The sequence below is a fragment of the Alicyclobacillus tolerans genome (assembly GCF_900142255.1).
Classification (GTDB): Bacteria; Bacillota; Bacilli; order Alicyclobacillales; family Alicyclobacillaceae; genus Alicyclobacillus_I; species Alicyclobacillus_I tolerans.
In genome coordinates, this window is record NZ_FRAF01000019.1 from 38,451 (window position 1) to 65,439 (window position 26,989).

Annotated in this window: 27 protein-coding genes; 24 read left to right on the plus strand and 3 right to left on the minus strand. The window is 46.5% G+C overall.

The window, feature by feature from the left end; genetic code table 11:
• Positions 1-225 precede the first annotated feature (225 nt).
• The 5 genes from BUA75_RS11000 (at position 226) to BUA75_RS11020 (ending at position 9,477) form a co-directional block, all read left to right on the plus strand.
• On the plus strand, positions 226-498 hold the full coding sequence (locus BUA75_RS11000) for a hypothetical protein (RefSeq protein ID WP_083574297.1): 273 nt from the start codon (positions 226-228) through the stop codon (positions 496-498).
• Positions 488-787: a hypothetical protein gene (locus BUA75_RS11005; RefSeq protein ID WP_072874659.1), complete on the plus strand. Its 300-nt coding sequence runs from the start codon at positions 488-490 to the stop codon at positions 785-787. The genes BUA75_RS11000 and BUA75_RS11005 overlap by 11 nt, the downstream gene beginning before the upstream one ends.
• A 126-nt stretch (positions 788-913) precedes the next feature.
• On the plus strand, positions 914-2,332 hold the full coding sequence (locus BUA75_RS11010; protein WP_129583613.1) for a hypothetical protein: 1,419 nt from the start codon (positions 914-916) through the stop codon (positions 2,330-2,332).
• A gap of 450 nt (positions 2,333-2,782) precedes the next feature.
• Positions 2,783-8,875 carry a ligand-binding sensor domain-containing protein gene (locus tag BUA75_RS11015; protein ID WP_072874661.1) on the plus strand — a complete coding sequence of 2,031 codons (6,093 nt, stop codon included), beginning with the start codon at positions 2,783-2,785 and terminating at the stop codon, positions 8,873-8,875.
• Between the two features lie 110 nt (positions 8,876-8,985).
• The gene (locus BUA75_RS11020; RefSeq protein WP_072874662.1) at positions 8,986-9,477 is read left to right on the plus strand and encodes a hypothetical protein; all 492 of its coding nucleotides are present in this window, start codon (positions 8,986-8,988) and stop codon (positions 9,475-9,477) included.
• Positions 9,478-9,495: 18 nt separating this feature from the next.
• Here the strand turns inward: BUA75_RS11020 and BUA75_RS11025 are convergent, their stop codons facing one another.
• The 3 genes from BUA75_RS11025 to BUA75_RS11035 all read right to left on the minus strand — a co-directional run bounded on the left by BUA75_RS11025 (position 9,496) and on the right by BUA75_RS11035 (position 11,517).
• Positions 9,496-10,053 carry a MerR family transcriptional regulator gene (locus BUA75_RS11025; RefSeq protein WP_072874663.1) on the minus strand — a complete coding sequence of 186 codons (558 nt, stop codon included), beginning with the start codon at positions 10,051-10,053 and terminating at the stop codon, positions 9,496-9,498.
• A 194-nt stretch (positions 10,054-10,247) separates the two neighbouring features.
• Positions 10,248-10,484: a hypothetical protein gene (locus BUA75_RS16120; RefSeq protein WP_129583614.1), complete on the minus strand. Its 237-nt coding sequence runs from the start codon at positions 10,482-10,484 to the stop codon at positions 10,248-10,250.
• Complete coding sequence (locus BUA75_RS11035) at positions 10,474-11,517, minus strand: ParM/StbA family protein (protein ID WP_242650311.1); 1,044 nt, start codon at positions 11,515-11,517, stop codon at positions 10,474-10,476. Before BUA75_RS11035 ends, BUA75_RS16120 begins: the two co-directional genes overlap by 11 nt.
• A gap of 1,179 nt (positions 11,518-12,696) precedes the next feature.
• Here BUA75_RS11035 and BUA75_RS11040 point away from each other — a divergent pair.
• From BUA75_RS11040 to BUA75_RS11125, 19 genes are all read left to right on the plus strand, one after another.
• Complete coding sequence (locus tag BUA75_RS11040; RefSeq protein WP_072874666.1) at positions 12,697-13,659, plus strand: tyrosine-type recombinase/integrase; 963 nt, start codon at positions 12,697-12,699, stop codon at positions 13,657-13,659.
• Between the two features lies 1 nt (position 13,660).
• A complete protein-coding gene (locus BUA75_RS11045) occupies positions 13,661-13,861 on the plus strand; it encodes a hypothetical protein (protein WP_072874667.1) in 201 nt (66 codons plus the stop codon).
• 173 nt (positions 13,862-14,034) lie between these two features.
• Positions 14,035-14,166, plus strand: a complete 132-nt coding sequence (locus tag BUA75_RS16410) for a hypothetical protein (protein WP_278247870.1) — start codon at positions 14,035-14,037, stop codon at positions 14,164-14,166.
• A gap of 56 nt (positions 14,167-14,222) precedes the next feature.
• On the plus strand, positions 14,223-14,492 hold the full coding sequence (locus BUA75_RS11055) for a type II toxin-antitoxin system Phd/YefM family antitoxin (protein WP_072874669.1): 270 nt from the start codon (positions 14,223-14,225) through the stop codon (positions 14,490-14,492).
• The gene (locus tag BUA75_RS11060; protein ID WP_072874670.1) at positions 14,489-14,914 is read left to right on the plus strand and encodes a putative toxin-antitoxin system toxin component, PIN family; all 426 of its coding nucleotides are present in this window, start codon (positions 14,489-14,491) and stop codon (positions 14,912-14,914) included. The genes BUA75_RS11055 and BUA75_RS11060 overlap by 4 nt, the downstream gene beginning before the upstream one ends.
• Positions 14,915-15,125: 211 nt before the next feature.
• Positions 15,126-16,391, plus strand: a complete 1,266-nt coding sequence (locus BUA75_RS11065; protein ID WP_072874671.1) for a ParB/RepB/Spo0J family partition protein — start codon at positions 15,126-15,128, stop codon at positions 16,389-16,391.
• Complete coding sequence (locus BUA75_RS11070) at positions 16,384-17,685, plus strand: hypothetical protein (RefSeq protein WP_072874672.1); 1,302 nt, start codon at positions 16,384-16,386, stop codon at positions 17,683-17,685. Before BUA75_RS11065 ends, BUA75_RS11070 begins: the two co-directional genes overlap by 8 nt.
• A 246-nt stretch (positions 17,686-17,931) precedes the next feature.
• Positions 17,932-18,156 carry a hypothetical protein gene (locus tag BUA75_RS11075; RefSeq protein ID WP_072874673.1) on the plus strand — a complete coding sequence of 75 codons (225 nt, stop codon included), beginning with the start codon at positions 17,932-17,934 and terminating at the stop codon, positions 18,154-18,156.
• Positions 18,157-18,556: 400 nt separating this feature from the next.
• Positions 18,557-18,697, plus strand: coding sequence for a hypothetical protein (locus BUA75_RS15925; protein ID WP_165612002.1), 141 nt, complete (start codon positions 18,557-18,559; stop codon positions 18,695-18,697).
• 9 nt (positions 18,698-18,706) lie between these two features.
• A complete protein-coding gene (locus BUA75_RS11080; protein ID WP_072874674.1) occupies positions 18,707-19,363 on the plus strand; it encodes an SOS response-associated peptidase in 657 nt (218 codons plus the stop codon).
• A gap of 6 nt (positions 19,364-19,369) precedes the next feature.
• Positions 19,370-19,747 carry a hypothetical protein gene (locus tag BUA75_RS11085; protein WP_072874675.1) on the plus strand — a complete coding sequence of 126 codons (378 nt, stop codon included), beginning with the start codon at positions 19,370-19,372 and terminating at the stop codon, positions 19,745-19,747.
• A 191-nt stretch (positions 19,748-19,938) separates the two neighbouring features.
• Positions 19,939-21,708: an ATP-dependent helicase gene (locus BUA75_RS11090; protein WP_129583616.1), complete on the plus strand. Its 1,770-nt coding sequence runs from the start codon at positions 19,939-19,941 to the stop codon at positions 21,706-21,708.
• Between the two features lie 111 nt (positions 21,709-21,819).
• A complete protein-coding gene (locus tag BUA75_RS11095; protein WP_207549751.1) occupies positions 21,820-22,386 on the plus strand; it encodes a hypothetical protein in 567 nt (188 codons plus the stop codon).
• A complete protein-coding gene (locus tag BUA75_RS11100; protein WP_072874678.1) occupies positions 22,370-22,819 on the plus strand; it encodes a hypothetical protein in 450 nt (149 codons plus the stop codon). Before BUA75_RS11095 ends, BUA75_RS11100 begins: the two co-directional genes overlap by 17 nt.
• A gap of 21 nt (positions 22,820-22,840) precedes the next feature.
• Positions 22,841-23,326 (plus strand): hypothetical protein, encoded by a 486-nt coding sequence (locus tag BUA75_RS11105; RefSeq protein ID WP_072874679.1) that lies wholly within the window; start codon positions 22,841-22,843, stop codon positions 23,324-23,326.
• 53 nt (positions 23,327-23,379) lie between these two features.
• Complete coding sequence (locus BUA75_RS11110) at positions 23,380-25,122, plus strand: DEAD/DEAH box helicase (RefSeq protein ID WP_242650313.1); 1,743 nt, start codon at positions 23,380-23,382, stop codon at positions 25,120-25,122.
• Positions 25,123-25,135: 13 nt separating this feature from the next.
• Complete coding sequence (locus tag BUA75_RS11115) at positions 25,136-25,915, plus strand: nuclease-related domain-containing protein (protein ID WP_165612003.1); 780 nt, start codon at positions 25,136-25,138, stop codon at positions 25,913-25,915.
• 513 nt (positions 25,916-26,428) lie between these two features.
• Entirely contained in the window at positions 26,429-26,593 is a 165-nt protein-coding gene (locus BUA75_RS15930) for a hypothetical protein (protein ID WP_165612004.1), read from the plus strand.
• A complete protein-coding gene (locus BUA75_RS11125; RefSeq protein ID WP_072874682.1) occupies positions 26,572-26,940 on the plus strand; it encodes an RNA polymerase sigma factor in 369 nt (122 codons plus the stop codon). Before BUA75_RS15930 ends, BUA75_RS11125 begins: the two co-directional genes overlap by 22 nt.
• Positions 26,941-26,989 lie beyond the last annotated feature (49 nt).

Genomic DNA, 26,989 nt, shown 5'->3' on the forward strand with positions numbered 1-26,989 from the left:
CCAAGCCATGCGCCGGGTGTACCAGCGATTACCGAAGCGGTACCTGTTGTGGAAAGCTACCACGGTGAGATGTGAAAGGGAATATTCGTTGAGTCAAAGATAGGTGAGACGGAAGCGATGATGCCCAACATGTTTCTGTCTTTTTTTTTGTGAAATACGCAAGTATACAAGGGTGTTATTTATGAATATAATAAATTACAAAATTAATAACAGGGGATGCCTGACATGCAGCAAGAAAGTTTGCGTTTGGTAAATTCAAATGGACAAATTTCCATTGGGAAAAAATATGCGGGTAAAACATTCAGTGTCATCGATATGGGTGATGGGATTTTACAGTTAAAAGAAGGTACGTTTATACCAAAGAGTGAAGAATGGTTATTCGAACCGGATGTATCTGAAGATTTAAAAAGAGCTATTGAATGGGCTGAACATCATGAGCCTAAAGAGACTGATTTAGAAGAGTTGGGAAAGCAGGTACCAAACGACGATGAGTGTTAGACTGGATTTGAACAATGAAGTTTTCCAGGAACACTGGCTTTCACTTGAGAAACAACAACAACTGGATGTACTTCGGACTTTAAAAAAGATCCGCCAAATGACTTGGCAACAAATATACTCTGATCAGGGATTGAGATGGGAAAAAATCCTATCTAAAAAAGGCCCTGGTGGTCGAGATATCTTTACCATTCGAGTGACAAAAGAGCATCGTGCTATCGTATATCGACGAGAGGAATGGATGATTTTTTTGTCTCTCCATCCGAATCACGATTCGGCTTATACGAGATAGTTCAACACAAACAGCCGCCTTGGTAAGACTGGGGCGGCTCGCTTTTCAAAAATGTGTTTGAAAAGCCGTTGAAGACTTCCCTAACTTGGTACAATTTGGTCAAGAACATCGAAAGGACTGACCCATGTGAAAAAAAGCATCGTAGGCATAACGGCGACACTCGCGACACTATCTACTCTATATTTATGGGCAACACCCAGTGCTATGGCGGACACATATGCGCGTGCTAACACAGAAATCGCATTGAACAACAGTTCGGTGATGAATGCGGTACATTTGATCGCCAATGACCCGTGGGCTGGAGACAGTACCAGTTGGTTGCCCGTTTATTATCTGGATGAGGCCATGCAAAAGTTGGGGTTTCAAGCGAGTTGGAACGGCGACAGCTATATTTGGTCGTTGACGGTTCCGAATACGTATCGTCTTGCGCCTGATGTCTCCAATCCACCAGCGAATCAAAGTCTCAACAGCGGGCGCATGGCGATAGCGCTAAATGGAACGATTGTCGAGTATGCACCACGCCTGGTTGCACCCGACCCGTACAGTGGCGTCGAGACGACGTATGTCCCCATCTACTACATCATGCAGGTGATGAAACGTGTCGGGATTACACCCACATGGAACGGTTCGATGTGGAACATGACGACGCCGTCAGGGACAGGAAGTAGTCCAACGGTCAATAGCAACGTGGTGACACAGCAAGCGATGGCGGATCAGATGTGGGCGATGTTTGACGCTAAAACGTGGGATGTGTATACGCATCCAACAATGAGCGAAGCTGGAGTGATGCCAAGTGCTACTGCGCCCGTCACAGCAGGAGATGTTGCCAATTACCTGTCTGATTGGGCATCTCATGCGATTGGGTATGAGGCTCAAGGTTATGGGGAAACTGCTCCGTCTTTTCATTGGTTCAGCCTACAATATGAAGCGTCTACCAACCCATTTACGTGGGGGCAGATCTATGGTCTCTACGACAATACAGGGGTTACGAGTGCCAACCAAACCTTAACACCCAGCCAAGTGCAAACGGTATTGTCTAACCTTCAGTGGTGGTTGAATGGATATAAAGTGTTGTCTGATGGAGCCTATGAACTGCATGTCCCGTTGGCCTCCTATTATTTGTCGTATGCAGACGAAGTGAATGCGCAGTCGCCTTATACCTTAGCGGACTATGAGGCGGTATTGACGGAAGATGCGAAGTTTTATGACCAGGTGACGCTCCAAAAGTCGGGGAACGATTGGTTGTTGACGTTACCTAACACCGAAGGGAGTCCGACGAATGCGGTTTGGTCTGTGTATTACGGAAACTGGAGTTATGGCTATCAGGGAGGACCAAACGGTGCTGGCGATTACGGTGGAAAAACATTTAACATACCTTTTCAACCAGGCATAGGATTTTCGATAGGGTTACATTCGCTGGATGAAAATGCATTTGGAGATGGATTTGGAATACCAGCTAACCAAACTACTTTAATGCCTATATATGTAATAGATGCAATGACTCCGCAATCGACCTCAGATTTACCTAGAGGTGTGACTATTTGATAAATAAGTTAAAACTAACAGAACCGCCCTACGCGTGTAGGGCTTTTTTGATAGAATGACACATGGAAGGTGCGTAACTTCCGCCTTCACTCCCGCAAGAAAGGGGGTGAGGGGTGCATGGACATATTTCGTGTTGTTGAATCTTTCTGCAACTTGATAGTTGCCATCCTAAACACGTGCAAAGCATGGATTGAATGGCAGACGATCAAGAAGATGCAGGAAAAGGAGACAAGCGAAAACGGGGATGGCGTCCAACCTAATCCCCGTTCCTAGCACTCCGGCGGAAGGGCTGGTTCTAGCCAGCCTCGCCCTTCCGCTTTTATTATCTTTAGCTTACGACTTTTGAGATATTCCTGCAATAGCGTTTGATACATTATGGCACTTTTTTGGCGCTTTAGTAAACGAAAATTATGCTACGCTCAAAGAAATAAGTCCAAAGGAGCGTATGCTGTGGAGAAACGTAAAAAATGGTGGATCACGCTCGGTGCAATAGGTCTGGCGGTTGTGGCCTTAACCGCCTTTATGACGGAAAAAGCGTTGGCCTACACCTTTTATCCATCCAACTTTCAATACGGGAATCTGGTGCTCAATCAGCAAAACCAGACGCAAATTGATGGTGGGGCAACTATGACGATTGAAAGACCAGGAACAGAGCCGGGATTATCATATGCTACTGTACATGCCTTCATTGCGCATGCGGATGTACCTGGAGATGGTCAAGGGAACTGGCAGATTCCAGATATCAATATTGAAGGCACGACTACTAACGACGGTTATCCCATGATTGGTGGGTTGGGTTCCAATACTTATGACATTAACTCTTGGGTTTCCAGGTTGGATGGGAACATCAACTATGTCCAAAGTTATATCCAATCGCATGGCGGAACAACTGTAGCACGTGATAATTCGAATTTTCAAAATTACGATCTCGTCGATCTCGCCACAGTGGTCATGACTTCGGGCGGGTCTATGACCGTCCACAACACGCCGACTGGGCAGTATGATGCCGAGGGGAACGAGATCTTGTCCAGTCAGTATACGGTTACCCCTTCCGCACCTCCCACGGCGGAAAGCATCACGGTATCCGATCCTTCCGCTGCACCAGGCACGATCTATACCAACGATCCACTCTACATTAGTTTGACGTCACAGCAAAACGTCAACAACGGTAGCTATCAGTATCACTACGACGCTGTGGAAATTGTCAACAACAGTACGGGTCAAGCCACATGGGTTGTCGGCAGTGGATATCAGCACGCCTCACAAATGCAAGAGGAGAGCGGGGCATACGGAAACCTGACTGAAAGTTTCCAAGCGAACTCATTGCCCGCTGGCAACTATACCGCTTACTTTTATACCAAAGACGCCGTGCACCGTTTGGCGGCTGCGCCAGCCACAACCACCTTTACGGTGACAAACAGTGGTGGTGGCACACCCACAGGTGGAGGAGGAGGGGGCGGTATCGGGATCACACTGTCTGCGTCTCCCACGTCCTTGCCGACAGGGCAGTCCAGTACCTTGACCTACAATGTAACGGGTATGTCTGATACGCAAATGAGCAACAACATGGACTATGTGGCCATCATGGATGAGTCAGGAGATCACACTTTGAGTGGTCAAAATGAGGCAGATAGCTATACGACATCCGGTTCCGCGCAAGCCACAGATAACAATGCACAAACGGTGAGCTATGTAGCAGAGTTGATCAATTTCAACACGGGGCAAGTTTTAGCGGAGTCGAGTCCGGTACAAGTTCAATGGACAAGCAGTTATGTGCCAACGTCCCCACCGCCCCCACCGCCGTCGATTAGTCTGTCTCCGTCGCAAAGTGAGTATCTGAACGGTGGACAGAGTGCCACCATCACTTACAACGTGACGAACTGGGAACCGTATTACCATGTCGTCATCTTATCGGCTGGCGATGGCACAGATACCTGGAATAACAGCTACGATACCAACGCGAGTGACTCGTATGTCGAAACAGAGCATCCAGCTCCTGGCCAATCCATCTATGTAACCTATATTGCCTATGTAGAAAACGGCGAGGGAGCGGTATTGGCAACGGCAGAATCCGGCACGATCACTTGGCGGGCGGCTGCGTTGCCCAGCATTACGATGGGCGCGAGTCCGCTTCGTACCACCAGTGGGAACACTTCCTATATCTCGTACAGCGTGAGCAATATGGCGCAAGGGGATACTGTAGATGTCACGGCCATAGGGGATGGAACGGACGAATGGCATGTGACAGGCAGCACTTCTGCCTATGGAGCTTACGATGAAGTGGAGTTTCCGGAGAACGGAAATTCGACAGTAGTGACGTATACAGCGACCGTTTACAATGCTGAAGGTCAAGCTGAGTCTACAGCATCAGTGACAGTCACCTGGACCAGTTCTGTGCCAAGTATCAGCATGTCTTCACCCGCGCAAACCACAACGGGTCAACCGATTCAGGTGAGTTATCAAACGCAAAACTTGGGTTCTGGCGACTATGTGGTGGTCAAAGGTACAGGCGGGCAAGATATGTGGAGTGAAACGAGAGATACGGCTTCTTCTGCCAGCTATACCGAAGTAGAGAACCCTGAAAACGGACAAAAAATTGTAGTTGACTATACGGCAACGGTTTATAGCGAGTCTGGACAACAACTTGCTCAAGCGACCACGACCGACACCTGGACGAGTCAGATGCCAACGATCACTTTGACGGCGAATCCAACCTCGATGCAGCCTGGGCAACCGAGTACCCTCACGTATACCGTGGCAAACCTGGGGGCGAATGATACCGTCAGCGTGGTACCTGATGGTAATGGATCGGATATGTGGGACGTGAAAGGTCAAACCAATGCAACAGAGAGTTACCAGGAGACGGAAAGCCCGCCGGAGGGACAAACCATCGCGATTGAGTATACAGCCACGGTCTATGATGATGCTGGCAATGCCTTAACCAGCGCAACGGTGAAAGTAGACTGGGTGAACGCTTGGACGGGCAATGTCACGCTTACAGCAGAACCGAAGTTTCTGGCGACAGGGCAGAGCACGACATTAACAGCGACATCGAGCGAAGCGATCCCAAATGGCTATGCACTAACCATCTACGATGCTTCAACTGGACAAGTTGTAGCGAGTGGTACGTCATCCACATTGACGGCTCCATACAGTAGTGGTGTACCGGAAACCGAACAGTTTGTAGCGCAGATATCCGACAGCTATGAAAATGTAGGCAGCCCTTCCAACACGCAGACAGTGGTGTGGAGCGCACTGAGTTTATCGGCTAGCCCTCAACAATTGCCGTCAGGTCAGACCACGACATTAACCGTGACGGGAGAGAATGTTCCAAACGGTGATTTTCTGGTGCTCTATAACGCCAGTACGGGTCAGGTGGTGGGATATAGCAACTCAACACCCTATACGACGACGGTGACGGAACCGACACCGCAAACGGATCAGTTCATAGCCTACATCAGTTCGGATACTTCGGATGGTGGAGCTTATGCTTCTTCAAATATGGTGGCTGTGGATTGGTACGGTGTCACGCTGACGGTGAATCCATCCTATTTGCCTACGGGTCAAACCAGCACATTGACAGCAACGGCACAGGACTTGCCAAGTGGGTATGTTCTCGATATAGAGAATCAAACGACAGGCCAGGTCATCGCAACAGGTCAACCCGGTCAAACGGAACTGGTCACAACACAGATGTATACCACGCCACTGACAAATCAATATGTGGCACAAGTGGTTCAACCGAGTAATCCTACCGTCCCGAATATGAACGTACCTGCTAGTGGTGAAACGATCAATTTAGGTGATCAAGGAGACGTTTGGGCGGGTACCTCCAACCATGGCGTCGCCTATTGGAATGGTTCGACTTGGGTAGATGTAGGAGATCCGAATGGTCAGGGTCAAATTTTGGCACTCGCTGATGATCCTGTGACGAATCAGGTATGGGCAGGAACTTCAAACGGTGCCGCTTATTGGAATGGATATCAATGGGTAGATGTTGGTAGTCCCTGGGGGACGGGTGTTCCTGTTCAGGCTTTGGCTTACGACACATCTACAGGGGAAATGTGGGCGTCTACCTATGAAGGTGTGGGTGTTTGGAATGGGACAACGTGGTCGAATATTCCAACACTACCTGGTGGCGGTCCAATTGGTTTGGAAGCAACCAATCAAGTCGTCAGTTTGGCCTATGATTTTGAAAATAATGTAATGTACGCCAGTGACTCTAATGGAGAAGTAGCCTATTGGAATGGCTCTAATTGGATAAGTGCTGGAAATGAACATGGAGATGGGCCAATCTACTATGATCCGACTATGAATCGTATATATGCAGGAAGTTACACGTATGGTGGCATTGGGTATATTTCAGCGCTTGGATCGAATTGGACAACAGTTTCAAATGCCGGTGCAGATTGGGGAATTCAGGCCATTACTGGGATAGGTGGAACTATTTATAACGGAGCGTATAACAACTATCAGTTGTATGCCTGGAATGAAAATCAAAGTGGTGCAAGTGCGGTAACGTCGCAAGGTGCGGACGCTATTTCCATGACGATTGGGCCAAAAGGTACCGTTTGGGTAGGGACAGCTGGAAATGGTGTTTATGAGTACAATCCTTGGTCGGGTTCAGTTTCTTATCCGGCGCCAACTGATGTCAATGGTTCGAGTTCGATTACGGCTCTTGTTTCTACAGCGCCTATGACTTTTATCAGTAATAGTCATCAAATCCTAAGCAATATACCGCAAGAAACGCCTAATCCAGGGTTTTCAGAAGATACGCCGTTGAACCAAGAGGTCAATTTACAGACAGGTGAGTATGCCGAACATATGTATTTTGCTCCTTCCGGACAAACCATATCGTCGGTTTCAGCCTCTTTGGAAACCAACATGTTTGGGTATAACGGAGGCACATATTATTCGAATCCTTTTATCAAAGCGTTCAATAGTAGTGGTCAACAGATTGGAATCGACAATATCCAGGCAACGTTTAATTCACCCGGAGATCAAAGTGTGCATTGGACGCCGCCTTCTGGTACAACAAGCCTTGCGTTTGGATGGGTTTATAACAGTGGGTATAATGGCGCGATCAACTGGACTGCTGAGTGGAGTGGTGTACAAATTCAACTGGGTACAGGCAATCAATACTTTCCATATTGGTCGTTTCAGTCGATGCCAAGTTATATTCCTCAATCGTTGTTTCCTTATCAAGCGGTGGCGAACGGTGAGGGTTATGGTTTTTGGTCCAGTAACCAGGAGGATGTTCCGAATGGAACAGAATTTTTTGAGTCCACTTTCCACTTGACATCAAGCCAAGAAGTACAAGTATCTGTGCCAACAACAGCAGACGACTTTGAAGCAGTTTATATGGATGGACAACCTGTATTACAAAATGGGTATTCAGCTGGATATTTGAATGCTCCCAATACTTCTTCAGTAAATGTCAATTTATCAGCGGGAGAACATCAAGTCATTATTGAGGCGATGAATACCAATGGATTTTATAGTGCTGTTAACAATCCCGCCAGAGCAGATTTACAAATTAGTACGATGAATGGACAAATTCTGGTTCCCAATACACCGTCTGCATGGATGACAACGGGATATATTACACAACTACCTCAAGGTTGGTTTAGTGGCGCTGTTGGAACATACAATTGGACGGAGTACGTTTTGCAAGAAAATCAGAGTCAACCTATCTATCAACAACAGTCCTATAGCGTCACGACAACAGCACAAAACGTGGCAGCGACATCTACAGTACAAAGTATCACGTGGTATCAGTATGTATTGGATTTATCGGCTTCGCCTACTGCACTAAGTGCAGGAGACCCAACCACTCTTTCTGTAACCGCGCCAAACGGTGCAGGTAGTCAGGATGTAATCAAAGTAGTGGATACAACGACAGGTCAAACCGTTGGCACAAGTACACTTGGTGCAACGTCTTGGACGGGGCAGTGGACGGAAAACTCTGCACAAACCGATACCTTTGAAGCGTACTTGATCAATACGCAAAACGGCCGGCAGGATGCGGCGAGTAATCAAGTGCAAGTCACATGGTCGCAGGTGCCGTTGACGCTATCGGATGCAGAGGTTTATCACACACCAGGTTGGCAGAAAAACCTGGATGACTATAACTCGTACATGCAGATCAACAACCCAAGCATGATTCGGCCCGAAAGTGATTTTTGGGCGGGAGAGATGCTGATGTTCAAAGCTAAACCAAGTCGACCAGATATCGTTTCCGCCCACGTCACTGTGCAAGGATTGACCTTTAGGTCAGATGTTCCAGGGGGCATGCCCATCGACTTTACCATGCCATTTGAAATTCCGCTGACGTATGACGCGGCTACAGGCTATCTGGAAGGTCACACTTCAAGCGATTGGACGGATTGGTTCCAGTTCCTTGCGAATGGGACATATACCGTGCAGTTCTGGGCTAAAAGTTCGGACAATCAAATTGCTACAGCGTCAGCCAGTTTTACGATTCTCCATCCTTGGCTAGGTGGGAATCTGGGTTCCTATTTCCAACTCCATGAAACGTATTAACCAACGGGCCGCCTGCAAATGGCGGCCATCAAAAAACTGCGGATTGAGTCAAAGTGAAGTTCACGCCTGTGGTAGCGTAGAACTAAAGTCCAATAGAGGAGTGTCGGAAGATGAAGTCCAAATGGTTCATAGGTTTCAGTACATTCATCATCGGTCTTGGAATGATCACTGGCTGTGGAAGCAAGGCAACGCCTGTTTCCAATGTGATCATCAAGCAAACACCGCAAAATGTGAGCGATAAGCTCATTCCTGTGAAAGAACGAGAGATGTACGTCAAAGATCTACCCACGAAGGTGGATGCTGAGAATGTCGTGTATCTGTCACCGTTTGAAGGCTTTGCCATCCAACAGTACGAGGCGGTTTGGCCAAAACTGAAGCCGGAACCGGCCGTAGTTTGGGTAGGATGTGACCAGGTCATTGCAGAGAAAGCTTGGAAAACCGAAGGATTTTCTGGCGATCCTCTGCCCTCTCAAAAGACTTTCTATGATCCTCAGTTCTTGGCTACACCTGTTGCGTACCATAAGACGAAAGATATGTGGCTGGAGTTGCCTGGTATATTGAATTACCAAGCAAACAAAACATGGATAGCGTTTTTTAATTGAATCAAAATATCATGGAATTTAGTTTTTCCTGGAGCGGAAGAACCCTAAAAAACCTTTTTTGTGTTCATTCCGCTCTGCTTCCGTAGCGTTTTCTTGCATTTGACGAAGCGTTTGCATCAAAATTTTATCTCTATCTGTAAGTAGTTGCTTGATTTCCTCGTTTTCTCTACGTATAGTTGATATTTCATCTAGAATTGTAGGTAGAGTATTTATTTTCTCTAATAAGTCGGAATAACGTTCTTCAAAACGATAAAATTCGAGTGTTTTTTCTTCGCTATTTGAAAGTGCTATGCTTTCGGACGTTTTTAATCTATTGAAATGCTTGGCAACTACAACTTCAGCTGCTTTTTCAACGGATAAACCGCTGTTATCTCGAAGCGTTTTTAATTGCTGGAATATCATAGCGTCTTGTTCGGAATATTTTCTATGCCCTGTTGGATTGTTTTTTGAACGAACAAATACATAACCTGCGTTTTCAAGAGCAATAGCATACTTCCTTACCGTAACGCTTTCCAAACCCATCATTTCTGCGATATCACTAGAAGAAAATTGGTTATAAGAATCGTTATGTGTCACGTATTACACCACCTCCTCGCTGATGATTCTATAAAAATCCCTTGAATCCTGTGTAGAATCAAGGATGGTTATTTCCGTTGGACCAAGAGACAAAGAAGAAGCTTATCGTATGGTCATGCGCTGACTGATCGATTTTTTCGATGAGATGGAACGTGGCAAAGAGTGAAAGGAGGAGCCAAGCGGCTCCTTGTTAGTTACAGTGGTTGTATCGGAGGGATTGAAGGGCGTTTCTTCTCCGGACGCTGAGTATTGGATGGTGAAGAACTCACCGGATGTGAAAGAGAACTGTTTTTTTGTTCAGCTTCCATGCCTGTCCGTAATAGTTGTCGGACTCGTTCGGACTGACGTCGTTTTGGAGTGCTTTCTAGCATAGCTGATATATCTGCATCATATTCGTCATCGTAGGAAAACACGAAACGTTTAGTTGTCATGAGTATCACCAAACTTCAATATGCCGTATTTCATCAATCCACGTGCGACAGACAGTTGAGGTTCAGGCATAATCTCAATGGTAGGCATCCATTTCAAAAAGTAATTTCGAAATGCGTCTCCCGAACCGCCAGCTAAGAGTACTCTTTTGAAAATTGACCTGTCGGGATAGCGTTGTTGTATTCCTTGTTGTATGCGATCCCAAACTTGTCGCATAGACTGATCTCGAAATTTTGTAATGTCCATTTTTACACGTCCATATTCAAATTGGAACTGAGATGAGCCATCTTGAGCACGTAATTGATGTTCTAAATCATAGGTCGTTGCATAAACTTTGGGTTCCCGTTGCTGTATTAATTCTAAAATATGTTGATACACATCGTTAAGGCCTGCTGGAATCGAACTCTGCTTGGAAAGTTCTAAACGATGGATTTCACTTAAATCGAGCGTTCCCGAGCCACTGTCGATGACAAGAATATCTTCCGTTTCCATTTCCTCTTTATCGACGAAGCCATCTTCTGTTACATAAGCGTCAATGAATACAGCAAACGGCTGTGGAGTGATTTCAATTCGCTTAACCATAATCACAACTTGTTGACCGTTTTTTGCGCCAGTTACGGGTGTGGAGAACCACTGATGGACAATTTCTTTTGTTCTTGCGGTATAGTCTTCGGCGGGTGTGCCAAAAACCAAATCAACTTCTAGTACGCCTGTCTTCCCGTTACGAGTGGCAGCATCAAGCAAAGACAATTTACTGAGTGTTTCAAATTGAGTACTTTCAAATCGATTTTCACGATCGTACGCCCCAATAGGAGTACTATGGACGGTGCGGATGTTTTCATATCCAAGCACAAAGGATTCCGACCCCAAAGTAAATACATCTGGTAGCTGTTTAGATTTACCGGATACAGACAGCACTTCATGTGTACTATCGAATCGTCCATAAACGGAAGGCATCAGATTATAAAGCACGCTGCCATTATCGTGAATTCCCATTCCTATACTTCCATTGCCAACATCGAGTCCAATAATCACCACTGCCAACTCCTTCAAACATATTCAGTAATACTGTAGGTATCTTTAAATTACAATAAAGCATACAAACTATCAATGGGAGAATAAAATGATACTTTAAACATATTATAAACATGTTTAGAGTTACTATAGTATGTTTTATGATTCGTAAAAACAGAAACACGCAAAATATGTGCGTTAAAACATACTATATGACATTTAGGTATAAAAAATTGTGTTTGTATTGTAAGATAACAGTTCCTGCATAGCCTATCGGTTGAATTGACAGAAACGTAATGATACATTGTAAGCAATCCTGCCTAAGTATGAGATTTTTCCTTCCTACGTCTCATACAGGTCAGGAAGTGTGGAGTAGCCAAAACCAAGAAACCTGGTCGGAGTAGCCGAAGCCAAGAAGCCTGCCATCATGGAGTAGCGAGAGCGAAGAAGTGAAGGATAGGTGGAGTAGTGGAGGCGAAGAAGTCAGGCGGAGTAGCGGAGGCAAAGAAGCACTAGAGTACTGACCTGGCAACCATCAGGGAGGTCGGTGCTACGTTCCTGGTTGCGCAGCATCGGGCGGTAAAGAAGCCTCGATGGAGTAGCCAAAACAAAGAAGCCCTAATGGAGTAGCGGGAGCGAAGAAGTTAGCGGTGGAGTAGTGGAGGCCAAGAAGTCGTGCGTGGAGTAGCCGCAAAAACCAGGGAAACTGTCTCATCTGTACTGGCCGGATGAAGTTGGGATCACAGGAACTGCCAGAATGGTCACGGGGATACTCTTTGGAACAGGAGCAACGAAGCGCTAGGCGCGAACGTGACATCGATCCCATCGGGCATGGTCTACCGAATCAATGGACTAGAATTGCGAGTTTGACCGGAAGTGGTCAAAGTGTGTGGCTGATCTATGGATCGCTCGCAAGCTGCACTCATCGTTCCATGAGGCCCATCGGGGTGATGCAGCATCGGTGCTAAACACCATTTTTTTTACCCTTCAATTAGAAGGTGACAGTTTTGTATGATGATAAAAAAATCAAATAATATAAAGACTGTCATTTAAAAATTTATATTTAGAAAAAGTAATAGAGTAGAAATGCTCTGTGCAGCCTTAGGAAAGCTATGCCCAAAAGCCCTCGTTTGAGCGTCGCAGACCCTAGCGTGAGCTGGGGCGAGACGTTCAAATGAGGGCGCACAAGGAGGCAGGTAAGTGACGGTAGGTACATATAGTAACTTGATGGCACAAGTAGAGAAGTTGCGCAGGCATGCGAAACAGGGGAGTGTGCAGACAAGGTATCGATACATGCATGCGGTGGATCGTTTTTGCCGGTTTGTTGCAGAAGAGTACAAGTTACAGAAGTTGGCGAATGTGAAAGAGAAGCATATCGTGGCGTATGCGAAGCGATTGCAGGAGACAGGGAAGTCAGCCGGGTATGTGAAGACAGAGTTGTCAGGAATACGATACTTCTGTCACGAGCTAGGTGTAGAGGTAGTGACTAACGAAGAAATTGGCGCATTACTAGGGAAGAAATTAGAGCGTCGTCGATTTGGTGAAGTGCCAAGGGCGTGGAGCGACAGCGAGGTAGAGAACGCGTTGAAGTGGGCGCGGTTAGAAGGGAAAGAGGACTTGGTATTGATCATCAAGCTGGCGCGGGTGTTGGGATTGCGGATACACGAAACCATCCGTTTGCGGCAAGGACAAGTTCAGCAGGCTTTGGCAGAGGGGTATCTGACGATCAAAGGGAAAGGCGGTCTGGTTCGGGAGGTTCCGTTAACAGGGAAGGCGCGAACGGCATTGAAGGCAGCGCTGGGATGGGCGCAACAGGAACGCCTTTTTGTGCGTTCGAATGAAAAAGCGCACCAGGTACAAAAGCGGGTGGAGAATTGGATTTACAACCGACGATCGGAGTTTACAGAAGGAGAGACAAAACTTACGTATCACGGATTGCGTCACACATACGCGCAAGAACGGTATGCGTATCATTTGCGCCGCCTGGATGGGAACGAGAAGTGGGCGCGGTTGGCGGTGGCAGAGGAGTTAGGCCATGGCCGGGACGCTGTGACGCGGATTTACTTGGCCGGATACAAAGCTAAAGTGGTGGATGGGGGGACGGGACGTCGCGTTCACTTGAAACGGGAGCGAGAGGAGTCTGATGACGAGAGGCGGGAATAGCGTGGATGACGCATCGTTGGAGTGGTACGTGGAGCATCGACTGGAATACTTGCAACATTGTCAAGAACGCTTGCGGTTGGAATTGATGTCGGAAACGGTGGATAGTGAGCATTTTCCCTATGATAGACTGCGAGAGTATATGGAGAACAAGGGACGGATTGCGGAGTTGCAACGGTTAAGAGAGCGATCAGGACGATGGTAGAGGTGAACATGAAGCGAACGTGCAAGAAATGCGGAAGAGAAATGCCTTGGACAGAGCAGTATTTTTCGCGGCGAAAAAATCAGCTCACACAGATATGTCAAGCATGTGCGAAAAGGACGAAACAACGCAAACAGAGTCTGCAAGAAGTGCGCGAAGGTGACAAACTCGAATACATGAATCGGCTGATGTTGTTGCGTTTGGTGACAGCGGTGGTGAGTGCGATGCGAGAAGAAGAGCAGTTGAAGCAAGCGATGATACGCCGAGAACGTTGGGAAAGGTCGAGGCGAAAAAATATAGTTAAATGAGGAGTGGTAAGAGTAATCGGTAAATTGATATAATTATATCAATAGAGGTGATGAACTTGATTCAAAAGGTATCTGCTATGGACGTTCGTAAACACTTTGGGGACTTGTTAAATGATGTACATTATCGACATAATACTGTACTCATTACCAAAGCAGGGAAACCAATGGGAGCCCTTATCGATGTTGAGCTATTTGAGAAAATTCGTCTTATGGAGACAGAGTTTCATCGAATGACCAACGAACTGGCAAAAGCGTATGAAGGTGTCGATCCCATTGTTGCTGAGGCAGAAATTCAGGAAGCAATTGAGGCACTGAAAAATCAATGAAAGTCGTACTGGATACCAATGTTTTTATTTCTGGACTTTTAATGCCCAAAAGTGTTCCGGGACGAATTGTACAAGCGTGGAAAAATTCACAATACACGCTCGTAATGTCAGAAGCGTTGTTGAATGAAATTGAACGAGTGTTGAATTATCCGAAAATACAGCGACGGTTACATTGGGAGTCTGAAAGAGTTAAACAATATGTATCGTTGTTGAGGTTTTATTCAGAACTCGTGTCAATTGAAGAAACGTTAATCAGCATTCCACGAGAATTGTTGCGTGATGAAAAGGATTATCCGATTTTAGCAACATATATTTCTGGTCAAGCGAATTGGCTTGTATCGGGTGACGAACATTTTCAAGATACAAGGAGACAATATTCTATTTGTACTCCAAGCGAATTTTTAAAAGAAATAGGAATCTAAACAAAGTTAAAAAGATGGTGAGCAGGAGCGTGGTGAGAGCCATGCTTTTTTGTTATCTAAAATCCTGGCATTTTTTTGGCGCTTTTTCGGAGACGAGACGTGAGACAATCCATACAGGGGGAAAAAGAGGTGAGCGCCGCTCAAAGTTGAGGAAAACTTGACGCTGCGTTTAGGGTACAAGTCCTCAAAATGGAAGCAAGGAGGAATAGGTATGTCATCAAACATTGCATGGGTCAATCCGCATCAACTCACACCACATCCTGAACGAGCACGTGTGGGAACGATATTGAAGAAAACGGATGGGAAGTATCAGCTATTGAGAGATAGCATAGCAGCGAACGGAATCGAAGTGCCGCTCAAGGTGCAGGCAGGGACGAACATCATCCTGGCCGGGCACACACGTCAACGCATCGCGATAGAGCTTGACATGCAGATGGTACCAGTACAGTACATGGACGTCGATGATGAGACGGCGGAGTTTACGATGGTGATCGATAATCATCTTCGTGCGGGTGATGAGAAAGATCCTATCAAGATGGCGGAGACGTTTCGTACCATTGTGCAATTAATGGGTTATGAAATGGTTGGCGATTGGAAAAGAAAAGAAAATAATGGAGGAGAATCGATCATCCAGAAAGAGAAAGAGTCCACCGGGTGGACTCTTTCTGAAAAAACAAAACAACGAAGCATCAAGGAAATAGCGGAATATTTTGATATGTCAAGATCGAATTTTTTCAGATATCTAGAATTACTAAATCTAATTCCAGATTTACAAAGTATGGTTTCAAGCGGGAAAATTGGTATCAAAGCAGGCTCTATACTATCAAAGCTATCCGAAAGTCAACAAATGAAAATATACGCAAGCATTCCTAAAGAAGAAAGAGAAAAAGCGGAATATCGTTTAAGTGAAAGTGAAGCGAAGAACTTGGCGGAAATCTTTAGCCATCAAGAAACGTCAGAAGAAGGATACAGCGAGAGTGCAATGAATGTGGCGAACTCGATAAAAGTCATTGAAATAGAAGAGGGAGGAGAATATGACGAAAAGAAAGCATGGGCTATGTCCATGCTACCTGATCCAGACATGAGTGCAGGAGCGTCAGCGTACGGATATATCGGTCAGGAAGAACGAAACAAATATCTACAGAAATCTTATCAGTTAGATCGAGAACACAGTGAGGAACAGGCTAAAAATTGGAAACGAACAGAAGAAGCTACAAGAAGTTTAGCGGCAAAAGTAGTGCTTATGGATGATGAGCGAACCAGAATTGCGTTCACAAGGCGACAAATGGAAACGTCTGCCCAAAAACTATTGTCAGATATGCGAAGGTGCGAGGAAGAAGTTATCCCACTCCGCATTCTTCTTGCCGATCATTTAGAAGAGCAAGATAGGAACATACTCATGGATGTTATAACGGAGTTTGAGCGGCTAGCTTCAAAATTGAGGGGACTTCTTGGGGCAGGTGAGGAAAATGCCTGAACTCATCTACCACTACAGTGGGAACCGTATTCAATATGGGAACTATAGCGATATCATCGTCCCTAGTGAACGTGGAAAGAAAGTTTGGAATCAACAGGTATTGAGGAAGCTTGTAGAGCCTGAACGACCTTGGCTGGTTGAGTGTTGTTGTCAGACCAACCCTTCCAAGCGTGTGAGCATGCACGTAGTCGAGAGACCGATAGGTAAGCGTAGATATTATCTTGCGAACAATCCGAATTCCCCTTATCAACATACATCCGATTGTCCCAAAAAACAGTTAGAATCGGTGGTTTCTCTTCCACCGATTCTATCGAAAAATGATGCCGTGCGATGGAGTGTGAATGAAAACGGTGAAATGCAAGTGGACGTACATGTCTCACTTTTTGCCGGTGGATTAAGAGAAATGACAGAAGATGATGTGGTGTCGGATAACGTAGAAATGAATGAAAGTAGAATCGGAGTACGTGGTAATAAAGAAGAGGCAGAAAGACGCCGTACGGTACGATCACAGGTGGAATTTGGTGGGCTCATTCGTGAGTGGTATCTGATCGCTAGACATTGCTTACTGGAAAATCGACCGGCATCTGATATTTCCACTCCTATCACGCCAGCGCTAATTTTAGGTGTTATGCTGAAGACTCTTTTAGAAGGGAAAATCACAGCGAATGGAAAGGAATTGCGCTCGATAGCACACATCCCCCATCCCAGTGTTAAAAGGCACATAGAAGGAACAAGGAAAATTTTGTTGGGTATCTATGATGGAAATTTCGAGTCGGGTAAATTTGTGAAGCTTCGCGGTCTGAAATCGGCTAGTTGGCGAATAGACATTCCGGAACAATTCGCAAAATCGTTTGTTGGGTACTCTGTAGGAAAAACCTTAACGGCCGTTCGCGTAATACGTAAAGGTGATCATTGGCGTCTTACACATGCACCGTTTGGTGCGCTTTTGGCTCAACCAGACGCCATGTGGGTAGAGTCAAAGATAGAAGAGCAGGCCTATGCTTTTCTAAAAAAAATGAGCTGGACTATTGAAAAACCGTATCATAAACGTGACGATCTCGGCGGATTGAGACCGGACTTTGTGTTGCATGGTTTGGATCGTGATGTAGTGGTGGAAATCTACGGACGTGTGGGCGACGAAAAGTACAACGCCCACAAAGAGGCCAAGCGCGAATTTTATCGGGCGTTGCAACGGGAAGGACTGATTCACTACGTTGAGTGGGATGCTGAGGAAAAGGATGGACAAGTTCGTTTTTTGCACTCGTTGCAAGAGTTGAAGCGAAAAAGCAACTGAATCAGCCAAATCCAGGCTGAAATCTATGGCATGATGAAAAAGATGACAAAAATTCAAGGTTGTTTGTCTATCCTGATGAAAGAATAGCTATTGGGTGGAGGGGTAGGACATGAACAAACCGTTGAATCCAACATATTGCACGTTTTGTGAAAAGAAACTCACAGGCAAGGAAATATATGCGGACATGTGTGATTCGTGTGCAAAGAAGTATGGTTGGCTGGTTGAGTTGGATCGGAGGTGACCCACGTGTTCAAGACACGCTGGCATGTTGTGCTATGGTGTGTATTGGCGTGGTTGGCAATAGCCTGGTTGGTTTTTCATATCCGTTCGCACATCCGCAGTGCATGGTGGTATTTCACCAAGGTTGAGTTGGTTGAACTGTTGTCGGGTGCCATTTTGGTAGCTGCTATAGTATGGATCATTGGCGAAGTGGGAAGTGTGATGGAACGGTTGCGACGGGAAACAAAATGACATCCATGAATACAACTACATGGGGGCCGCCAACAAAATGACGCAAAACCCACACTAAGACAATTTGTGGATTGAAATGCCCGATTTCTTCTTTCTAGTCCATCATATACCATTTCTTTATCAAATTTGATATAAATTATTCCAAAAAATATTCCATAAACAACAGGCAACGGTACGCAAGGCGAACAACTGCTTTCGGCGTTTTATACGCAAATTTCGGATGACTCTATCTAAAGCGGAAGGCTCCCTAGCCCAGGGAAAGTATTATTCCTGGCCAATCGTATCCTCTGGAAAAAATCAAATTGCAAAATTACCCGTGAATACATTTTATCCTCCTTTCATAGATTGAAAAGGCTTCCAAGAACTCACAGCATGAAGAAAAAATGAAGGAGGATATGTTGTGCCCAATTACTCTTTGAACATTCAAATTGATGCGGAATCCTTGAAGAAAATCTACGCATCCAATGAAAAATTGACGCTGGTTAAACAAACTGATCCTAGTCAAGCGGTTGAACTGGATGTAAACGGCATGGGAAGGTGAGGATACCTTTTGTGCGGACGTTTTGCTTTCTACTTTGACGACTTTTCAGATGTGAGACGTTTTTTCCACGTGGATGTAGCCACCGAAATTCCCCAATCGCACTACAACCTAGCACCAGGTCAAGCGATTCCAGCGATTGTATCGGACGGAGAAAAAAATCGGTTTGGGACGCTACATTGGGGACTTCAACCCGCAGCCTGGTGTGGACAAGGTCCGAAACCAATCAACACTCGTGTGGAGACCTTGCGTACGAACATCGTCCTGCGTCAGTTGGCCGAACGCAAAAGGGTTATGATCCCAGCCTCCGGATTCTACGAATGGGATCGTCAGAAACAACCCTACTACTTCAGTCTCAAAGATCAACCTTGGTTCGCCTTGGCGGGAATCTATGATGTTTGGCGCACAGAAAACGGCCAAACCGTCCGTACGTGCAGTATCCTCACCACGAAAGCCAACGCGGTCGTCAGTGACATTCACACACGGATGCCAGTAATTTTGCAGGAGCGACATGTTCCGGAGTACCTATCCCGACAAGAGATACCTTTGGCCAAATTGAAGTCGATGTTGAAACCGTTTCGAGAATCCGACATGCGCCGTCACAAAGTCTCCCCGAAAGTTGGGAATTTCCGCTATAATTGTGTGGAATGTGTAGAACCTGTGGAGTGAGAAAGTTTGGCGAGAGAGTTTCAAGTAGGCGAATTTGTGCGGATTGTTGCCCTAGACGAATATTGCGGCCAAATTGGGCAAGTTATACGCGTTTTTCAAGCCACCTGTCACGTCAAAGTTACCGGCGTGGCTCGTATTTATCTGCGCTCGGAATTGTTGCCCGCTCGTGTACGTCTCATTCGAGTGCGCAACTCTCGGCCGATTCCCAATGTCAAACTCATGCCTTGGGCAATCCACCAATTGGCCAAGGATTTAGAACATCAAGGACTGATGGTGAGCAGAACTCACTACGGTCTTCATACCGCCCCTGCCTACGATATAGAAGTGTCCTATTACCCCGTGGGTCGCTGCATACAGGAAATGGTTCTCCAACATATCCGCTAAATATCTTCATTTTTTGATCCCATCTGCTAGACACTTCTTTTTTATTTTGATTTGTTTGGTGAACGGAAGATTCCAAAAAAATTGGTGCCAAATGAGCACTTTTCTTTGTGCTGTTTTTGGTACGGTAGAAAGAGGGGAAATTGGATGAAATCAATGGTTGTACTCATTTCTGGAAAGATGGAGTTGAATGTATGCCAACGTTTCAGGAATTGAATCCAGCGCAGCAAGAAGCTGCCCAACATAAAGACGGTCCTTGCCTGGTTGTGGCCGCAGCCGGTTCAGGCAAAACGGCGATGCTCATGGCTCGAATTCAGTATTTGATTGAGTCCTGGCAAGTCCACCCGAAGAAAATATTGGCCTGTACGTTCACGCGCAAAGCGGCGGAAGAGATGAGAATACGCTTGGCCAAACTGATCGGTGTGGAGGCAGCAGAAGAAGTCACCATCAGCACACTCCATGCCGTGGCTTATCAAATGGTGCGTGGGGTATACGCGGCAGATTGGAAGCTCCAAGCCGATACATCCTGGCTTGTAGAACGCGTGTTGGAGCCTGCTGGTCCGTATAATACGCATGGGGTAGGACCAGTGATGAAACTGTCCGAAGCCATAGCCGAAATCGCTCGTGCGAAAGCAGATTTGCGTGTACCTCAAGCGGATAGTTGGCTTGGGAAAGTCTACTACGCCTATGAAGCGTTAAGGCAAGAAAAAAAGTGCTACGGCATGGAAGATATGCTCCAGGACGCTGTGCGGCTTTTGCAATCAAGAGAAGAGATGCGCCAACTCTGGCAAAACCGGTGGGACTATGTCATGGTGGATGAATTTCAGGATACCAACTGGGCACAATGGCAGCTGTTGCTCGGACTGTCGGAACGGACACACAATCTGTTTGCCGTCGGGGATGACTGGCAAGCCATCTACGGCTTTCGTGGTGCGCGTCCAGAACTCATGCAAACTTTTTTACGGACATTTCCAGAAACGAAGGTTGTTCGTCTGGTCATGAATTACCGATCACACGATCTCATTGTCGAGCTCGGTCATCGAGTTATCGCGCTCAATCGAGGATACCAGTTGGAGAAACAGGTCATTGCGGCGCGAGACGTGGAAGACGCCGTGGTACAAGCTGTAGAGGTTAAGAACGAAGTCGAAGAAGCCAGGTTCATCGTGGCTGAAATCAGGCGCATACACCAGCAACATCCGGGACTACCGTGGCAGGAAATGGCGATTTTGTATCGTTCGAATTTGCAATCTCAAGTCTTTGAAGAAGCCCTGGAGGAAGCGGATATTCCGTATCAAGTGATCGGAGACAAACACTTCTATGAGTCCTACGTTGTCAAGGGCCTGTTGGACTATCTACGAGCCTTAAATCCCTATTCCGAGCCACAGGTGTGGGGAAAGCTCATCAATAGACCGAACCGAAAAATTCCTCGTTCTGTGGTGACGGAAGTGACGGAACGGGGCTGGGCGTCCATGATGGATCATCCAAAATGCAAACCGTTTTCGGATGTATTGCGCGCGTTGGGTAAGGTGGCGCAACAGTCGGGACCTGGTGGCGCACTACAGTGGTTGGTACAAAATGTACCGGAATTGATCCCGGAATCTATGCAGGGCGAGTCGTGGCTGGATACGTTCATCTTGTCGGCTCGTCGATTTGGACAACTGCACGAATATTTGCGTTACGTGGATCGGATGGTGGAAAAAGGACGAGAACAGAAAAGCAATGCGGTGTGCTTGTCGACTTTGCACAAAAGCAAAGGGTTGGAGTACCACACTGTCTTTTTGGCGGGAATGGTGGAAGGCGTATTTCCTCATCGTCGTTCCACGACCCCTGAAGAGCTGAGAGAAGAAACCAGACTTTGCTATGTGGGTATCACACGAGCCAAAGAAAACTTGTTTCTGCTGTCCGCGAAGCACTATGGTGGGGATGCGAAAGTGACGTCGAGATTTATCCGTGCTTTAAGTTGATATTGGCACTTTTTTGGCACTTATTTTCTTTTGTTTTGCGTTAGATTGATAGAGAGGAATCTATTTCCTTACGCAAAACTAGAGGTGATGTCAGTGTCTGTACTAAGAGAAATGTCTACCCAAGAAACAGAACAAGCTGAGCGTGCAAAAGCAAGAGCGATCTTAAAAAGGTTTTATGACTATCCAGGAACAACCGTATATGTCCAACTACAGATTCCTGATCAAGATTTGACATTCTGGATCGATATTTTGAATTGGACATTAGATGGTTTATGTAAAAAAGATCCACGCTATCCGTCGCCACATCTAGAAAAATGGGTTGAAGATATTCTCGAAACTCGAGATAGTTTTCAATCTTATTGGGAACGGCATGGATACGACGGAAGATTTCCTCGATGGACCATTCTCTATACAGACGCATTCTGGATCTTGGATATGTTGGCAGCCTACGTGGTATACCATCCTCCCAATCACCAGTCCAAACATCATCTTCAACGAGTGCAGTACTATCAAAGAAAATTAGAGCCTTATCACGAACGATACTTTTTTGACGAACTGAAGAAACACAGCATGGAAGGAATGATCACTACTGAATCGGATCGAATGGACGCTCGAACTCACACAACTGAGTCTATGGGAAGATTCAGAAGAAAACGGATGGATGCATCTCACTCGTAAGCTCTATCGTTTCAAAAAAAAATTGCCTTGGTGTGCTTGGGAAATGATTGAAGAAGCTTGGGACCCCACCATGTTGCAAGTTTGGCGCCATCATCCCTTGAACGTTGGTCACGAACTGGAACATGCTGCGACCCTGGCAGAAGCCACCATACCGTTCGTATCGAATCCATCCGTGTTGCGTCTGGATATCGGACGAGCCAGACAACATCTGATGAGCGACCCCACACCTCTCTCCCAGCGTCAGGTTGATCTGTGGCATGAAGCCCTAGAACATCTGCACAGGCGTGAGTTAGCCCAGTGGGAGCAGGCGTACCTCAAAATGGTCGATTTCATCGAAAACCGCAACGACGAATGGACGGCGGCAGAAAACTTCTATACGTCTGCACTGGTTTCAGCGATGATAGGAAGTGCACATAGCGATGCCATTGGATAGAGAAAGGATGTTGGCAAAGAATTGGACAAACCGTTTGACAAGAAAAAGGTAGCGAAACATCTCACGAAAGACAAAGTGGTCGTCCCCCGAGAAGAATACCTAAACAATTGGTATCAAATGCACGAGATGAGAAGTTTCATCGAGCGGATTGACGCTAAAATCCAGTATGAAGCCTCTCAAGAAGCGGAACGAACGAAAACAGAGCATGAAATGATGATGGAACGGTTACTGGAGGTGAAAGGCTGGAAAGCGCTGTATGAAGACTTGCAAACGATTCTCAACCACAAACCGACACGCATGGTGATGCGGCTATACTACCTGGAGCGTTTGGAAGAGCAAGTGGATGCCTATATGACCCGGATCAGCATGCGGCGCGTTTTAGGCGAAGAACAGGATGAGGACGAAATGAGAGAAATGGAAGATGACATCATGAGAACCTTGGAAAAGGCCTGGTTGAATGCGCCCGATCCGTTTAAAGATGATCATGCAGACGAAGGATTTCATTAGCAAAATCCGGTAAAATGAAACTAGATTTTTTCAAAAGATTCGGAGGTGGGAAGGTGAATGGTATCCGGCTTCGTCCGTATCAAGTGGAAGCAGTAGAAGCGTTTTTTCGAGACTTGCCTGAACATTCACGGCAATTAATGGTCTTGCCAACAGGCGCAGGAAAAACGATTGTTTTTGGAGAGATCGCGAGACGCTATAGCGAACAAACGAGGACGGACAAGCCGGTACTGGTACTGGCTCACCGAACCGAACTATTGGATCAGGCGGAAGAAAAAATCCGTATGGTTTGGCCAGAAGTAGTGGTCGGTCGCATCCAAGGTCAACAAAATGAGCAGTTGGCCCAGGTGCTGGTTGCGTCCACGCAAACCCTTGTGATGGGGCGGGCGGTTCGGGAGCCGTCGCTTGTCATCTATGATGAGTGCCATCACAGCCGAGCGGACGGCGCTGTGCAGGTTCTGAAACGTTTGGGTGTGTTTGAGCCGAACGGCCCAAAACTTCTCGGTGTGACAGCTACACCAAAGCGTGCAGACAAGCATGAACTGGGCGACATTTTTGAGCATCTCACGTATGAGCGCACAATTTTAGATATGATCGTGGACGGATACTTGTCGGATGTGCGTGGACAAAAGGTGGTCATTCCCGACCTGCATTTAGGACATATTCGGACCACTGCTGGTGACTACAATGCCAAGGATTTAGCGAAAGTCATGAATCAATCCGGCGCGCTGGATGCAGTTGTAGATGCGGTGGTAGAGTTTGCAGATCTGCGTAAATCTATCGTATTTGCTGTCGACATCGCCCACGCGAAAGCGTTAGCCAAACGATTTCAGGATCGAGGAGTAGCCGCTGCCGCAGTAGATGGACAGATGTCGGTGGAAGAGCGTGCGCGTGTTCTCCAAGATTTCGCGGCGAATCGATTGCGTGTGGTGGTGAACTGTCAGATCCTGACCGAAGGATTTGACCAGCCGGATGTGGACTGTGTGGTCATTGCCAGGCCCACTCGCTCCCAGGCGCTCTATACACAGATGATTGGAAGAGCGTTGCGGTTACATCCGAATAAACGAGATGCGCTGATTCTGGATTTGGTGGGTGCAAGCGATGATAAGTCCTTGCAAACGTTCACGAAACTCGTGAAAAGCCAAAAGAAACAAACGAAATCTGTACACGCTCTGGAGAGTGAGCCTAGAGAAGATCAGAGTGTTGCCCAGTGGATTCAAGAGGAAATCGAAACCCAGCAGGCAAAAACTCAAGCGGAAGAGCGTCTGGTACAAGCTGTAAATCTCTTTGCCAATCGCAGTCGTTTTCGTTGGCAGCACATTCGAAGAAAAGATCGGGAAGTGTTTGCCATCTCTTTTGGTGAACACCGTTGGGCCTATTTGTTCCAGGTAGACACGCACTTCTGGCCTGTGCTCGAATTGAACGGCGAACGTTTCATGCCCTTGCATGCGTCAGCGCTGCCGTTGGAATATGCGCAAGGTGTGGCAGAAGCTTTTCTGGATTTGCTGGATACCCGCCTGATGGAAAAAGAAGCTGATTGGCGCGCGTTGCCAATAACAGAGAAACAGAGCTATATGCTCGAAAAATACAGGATTCCACACAACAAGACATGGACACGCGGGATGGCAGCCGACGTGCTCACGGAACGATTCGCCCGGAAGCGCGTCAAGATTTTGGTGAAAAACTTTCAGGCGGACAAGTGGAGAGAAGCGCTACAAAAACCAGAAGTGCGTGTGTGGTTGGAAAAAAAGCTGGAAATGTTTCGTGTGTATAGTGAAAAACAAAAACATGTAGGTTGAAGCGGGGATGAACATGAACACATCGACCGTCATGCATCAAATGAGCGGAGATTTGGGTATTTTATTGGCAATAATCTTTATTCTATTCGTAGGACTTCGGTTGTTTGGCGCAAAATTCAAGGGAAAAATGGGCGAATTGAAAGTCGATGGATTGCTGGTCAAACTTCCGTCTACAACCTATCACACCTTGGACAATGTGCTGCTTCGCAAGAAAGATGGTCGCACATCACAAATCGATCATATTGTGGTTTCCAAATTTGGTGTATTCGTGATCGAAACAAAAAACCGTGGTGGACAAATTGTAGGCACAGAACACCAAAATCAGTGGACACAATCAATGGGCCATCAACGGCACACCCTTCAAAATCCACTGCATCAGAATTTTGGGCATGTCAGGACGCTTCAGGAAGTCTTGCCAGAATTGCCGGAAACAGCGTTTGTGCCCATTGTGGTCTTTCCCAACGCCACAAGCCTTCGTATTCGTGCTTCGTCTCCTGTGCTCCACATGAGAGACTTGGTAAGATGGATACTGGCTCAAAAAACGGTGCGTTTAACCGAGGCGCAGGTTGGACAAGCCTATGCCAAACTCAAAGAGATACGTGTCGTAGACAAAACGGCGTACAAAGAGCATGTTCGTCGAATTCAGAAGGATACGAAGGCGATGAAGCAGGCCATCCACACAGGCGTCTGCCCAAAGTGTGGAGGGAAACTCGTCCAACGGCAAGGTCGATATGGGAGCTTTTGGGGTTGCAGCGGATTCCCACATTGCCGATTTCGAGCCAGTATCCGCTAAAACCGTGCTGATTTTGCCAGAAGTGCCATATTCATGAGAAAAGAGCGTGATTCAGACACCTATGGCGAAGAACGGACGCCTCCACGTCAACTTCATGAATCTTGAGCCTCCTGTGACTGACGTGGAAACCTGTTTTTTGCATGAGCGACATCGGTGTCTGAGAAACGCTCTTTCCTCACTACAGGCCAAGATCCCAAAAATCTGTCGTATCCACTCCATACTCCCTCAACACCGGCCGTAATTTCCGCTCGGTTAAACGAGAAGGTCTTTGACTACTCCCGCTGGCCAAGAAACTTAATGTGGCATGTGAAACACCGCTTTTTCTGGACAACTCCATCAAGGATATACCGTTTCTCTCCAACCATAGGCCAAACCGACTTCTTGGAGGAGATGACGGTACGTGGAAAATGTTGTAGGATAGATACGAACATACGTTCGTAAAGTTTGTCACATTTCTTCGTGATTCGTCGTCCTTTTTATACCCGCCTTGCTGTTAGAGAAAAAAGGTTCCTTATGAATCTCCAAGTGTACTGGCCCATCGTGGATCAGATTCTGATGCAATCATCACCGATACTGCACGACGAAGATGGTCTTCAGAGTTTGCGATTGGCCGTTTGGAAAGCGCTTCGAGAGATGGAAGAGAAAGAAGCCTCTGTATGCACACCCTTGAAACGCTAGAGGATATCAAACGTTTTGTGATCGCTGTGGCCAAAGCAAAGTCGGTGGACTATTGGCGCAGGGAGAGTCGGTATCGAAATCATGAACAATTGACCTTAAATCAAGCGAATGAGCAAGGTGAGGAGCCCATAGAGACTTTGCCTTCCACGGATGCGGAAAGAGATTTTCAAGAAGTGGAAATGAGGTTGGTTCTAGACACGTTGCCCGAAAAACAGAAAAGAGTCATGGTGGGTCTCGTTTTGGAAGACAAGACGGAACGAGAGTTAGCGGAGGAACTGAACCTATCTCAAAGCACGGTTCATCGGCTGAAAACAAAGGCTATTCAGCAACTGCAAAAATTTTTTTGAAAAAAGTGAATCAAAATGGCCAGTCAAAACGGTTTTAAAAGTAGGGGGG

Excerpts from the sequence above, each read along its gene's own strand:
- BUA75_RS11000 (WP_083574297.1), top strand. The coding sequence starts at position 226 with ATGCAGCAAGAAAGTTTGCGTTTGGTAAATTCAAATGGACAAATTTCC.
- BUA75_RS11065 (WP_072874671.1), top strand. The coding sequence starts at position 15,126 with ATGTCATCAAACATTGCATGGGTCAATCCGCATCAACTCACACCACAT.
- BUA75_RS11005 (WP_072874659.1), top strand. The coding sequence starts at position 488 with ATGAGTGTTAGACTGGATTTGAACAATGAAGTTTTCCAGGAACACTGG.
- BUA75_RS11095 (WP_207549751.1), top strand. The coding sequence starts at position 21,820 with ATGTCTACCCAAGAAACAGAACAAGCTGAGCGTGCAAAAGCAAGAGCG.
- BUA75_RS16120 (WP_129583614.1), bottom strand. The coding sequence starts at position 10,484 with ATGACAACTAAACGTTTCGTGTTTTCCTACGATGACGAATATGATGCA.
- BUA75_RS16410 (WP_278247870.1), top strand. The coding sequence starts at position 14,035 with ATGAATCGGCTGATGTTGTTGCGTTTGGTGACAGCGGTGGTGAGTGCG.
- BUA75_RS11125 (WP_072874682.1), top strand. The coding sequence starts at position 26,572 with ATGCACACCCTTGAAACGCTAGAGGATATCAAACGTTTTGTGATCGCT.
- BUA75_RS11020 (WP_072874662.1), top strand. The coding sequence starts at position 8,986 with ATGAAGTCCAAATGGTTCATAGGTTTCAGTACATTCATCATCGGTCTT.
- BUA75_RS15930 (WP_165612004.1), top strand. The coding sequence starts at position 26,429 with ATGAATCTCCAAGTGTACTGGCCCATCGTGGATCAGATTCTGATGCAA.
- BUA75_RS11090 (WP_129583616.1), top strand. The coding sequence starts at position 19,939 with ATGCCAACGTTTCAGGAATTGAATCCAGCGCAGCAAGAAGCTGCCCAA.
- BUA75_RS11060 (WP_072874670.1), top strand. The coding sequence starts at position 14,489 with ATGAAAGTCGTACTGGATACCAATGTTTTTATTTCTGGACTTTTAATG.
- BUA75_RS11115 (WP_165612003.1), top strand. The coding sequence starts at position 25,136 with ATGAACACATCGACCGTCATGCATCAAATGAGCGGAGATTTGGGTATT.
- BUA75_RS11100 (WP_072874678.1), top strand. The coding sequence starts at position 22,370 with ATGCATCTCACTCGTAAGCTCTATCGTTTCAAAAAAAAATTGCCTTGG.
- BUA75_RS11070 (WP_072874672.1), top strand. The coding sequence starts at position 16,384 with ATGCCTGAACTCATCTACCACTACAGTGGGAACCGTATTCAATATGGG.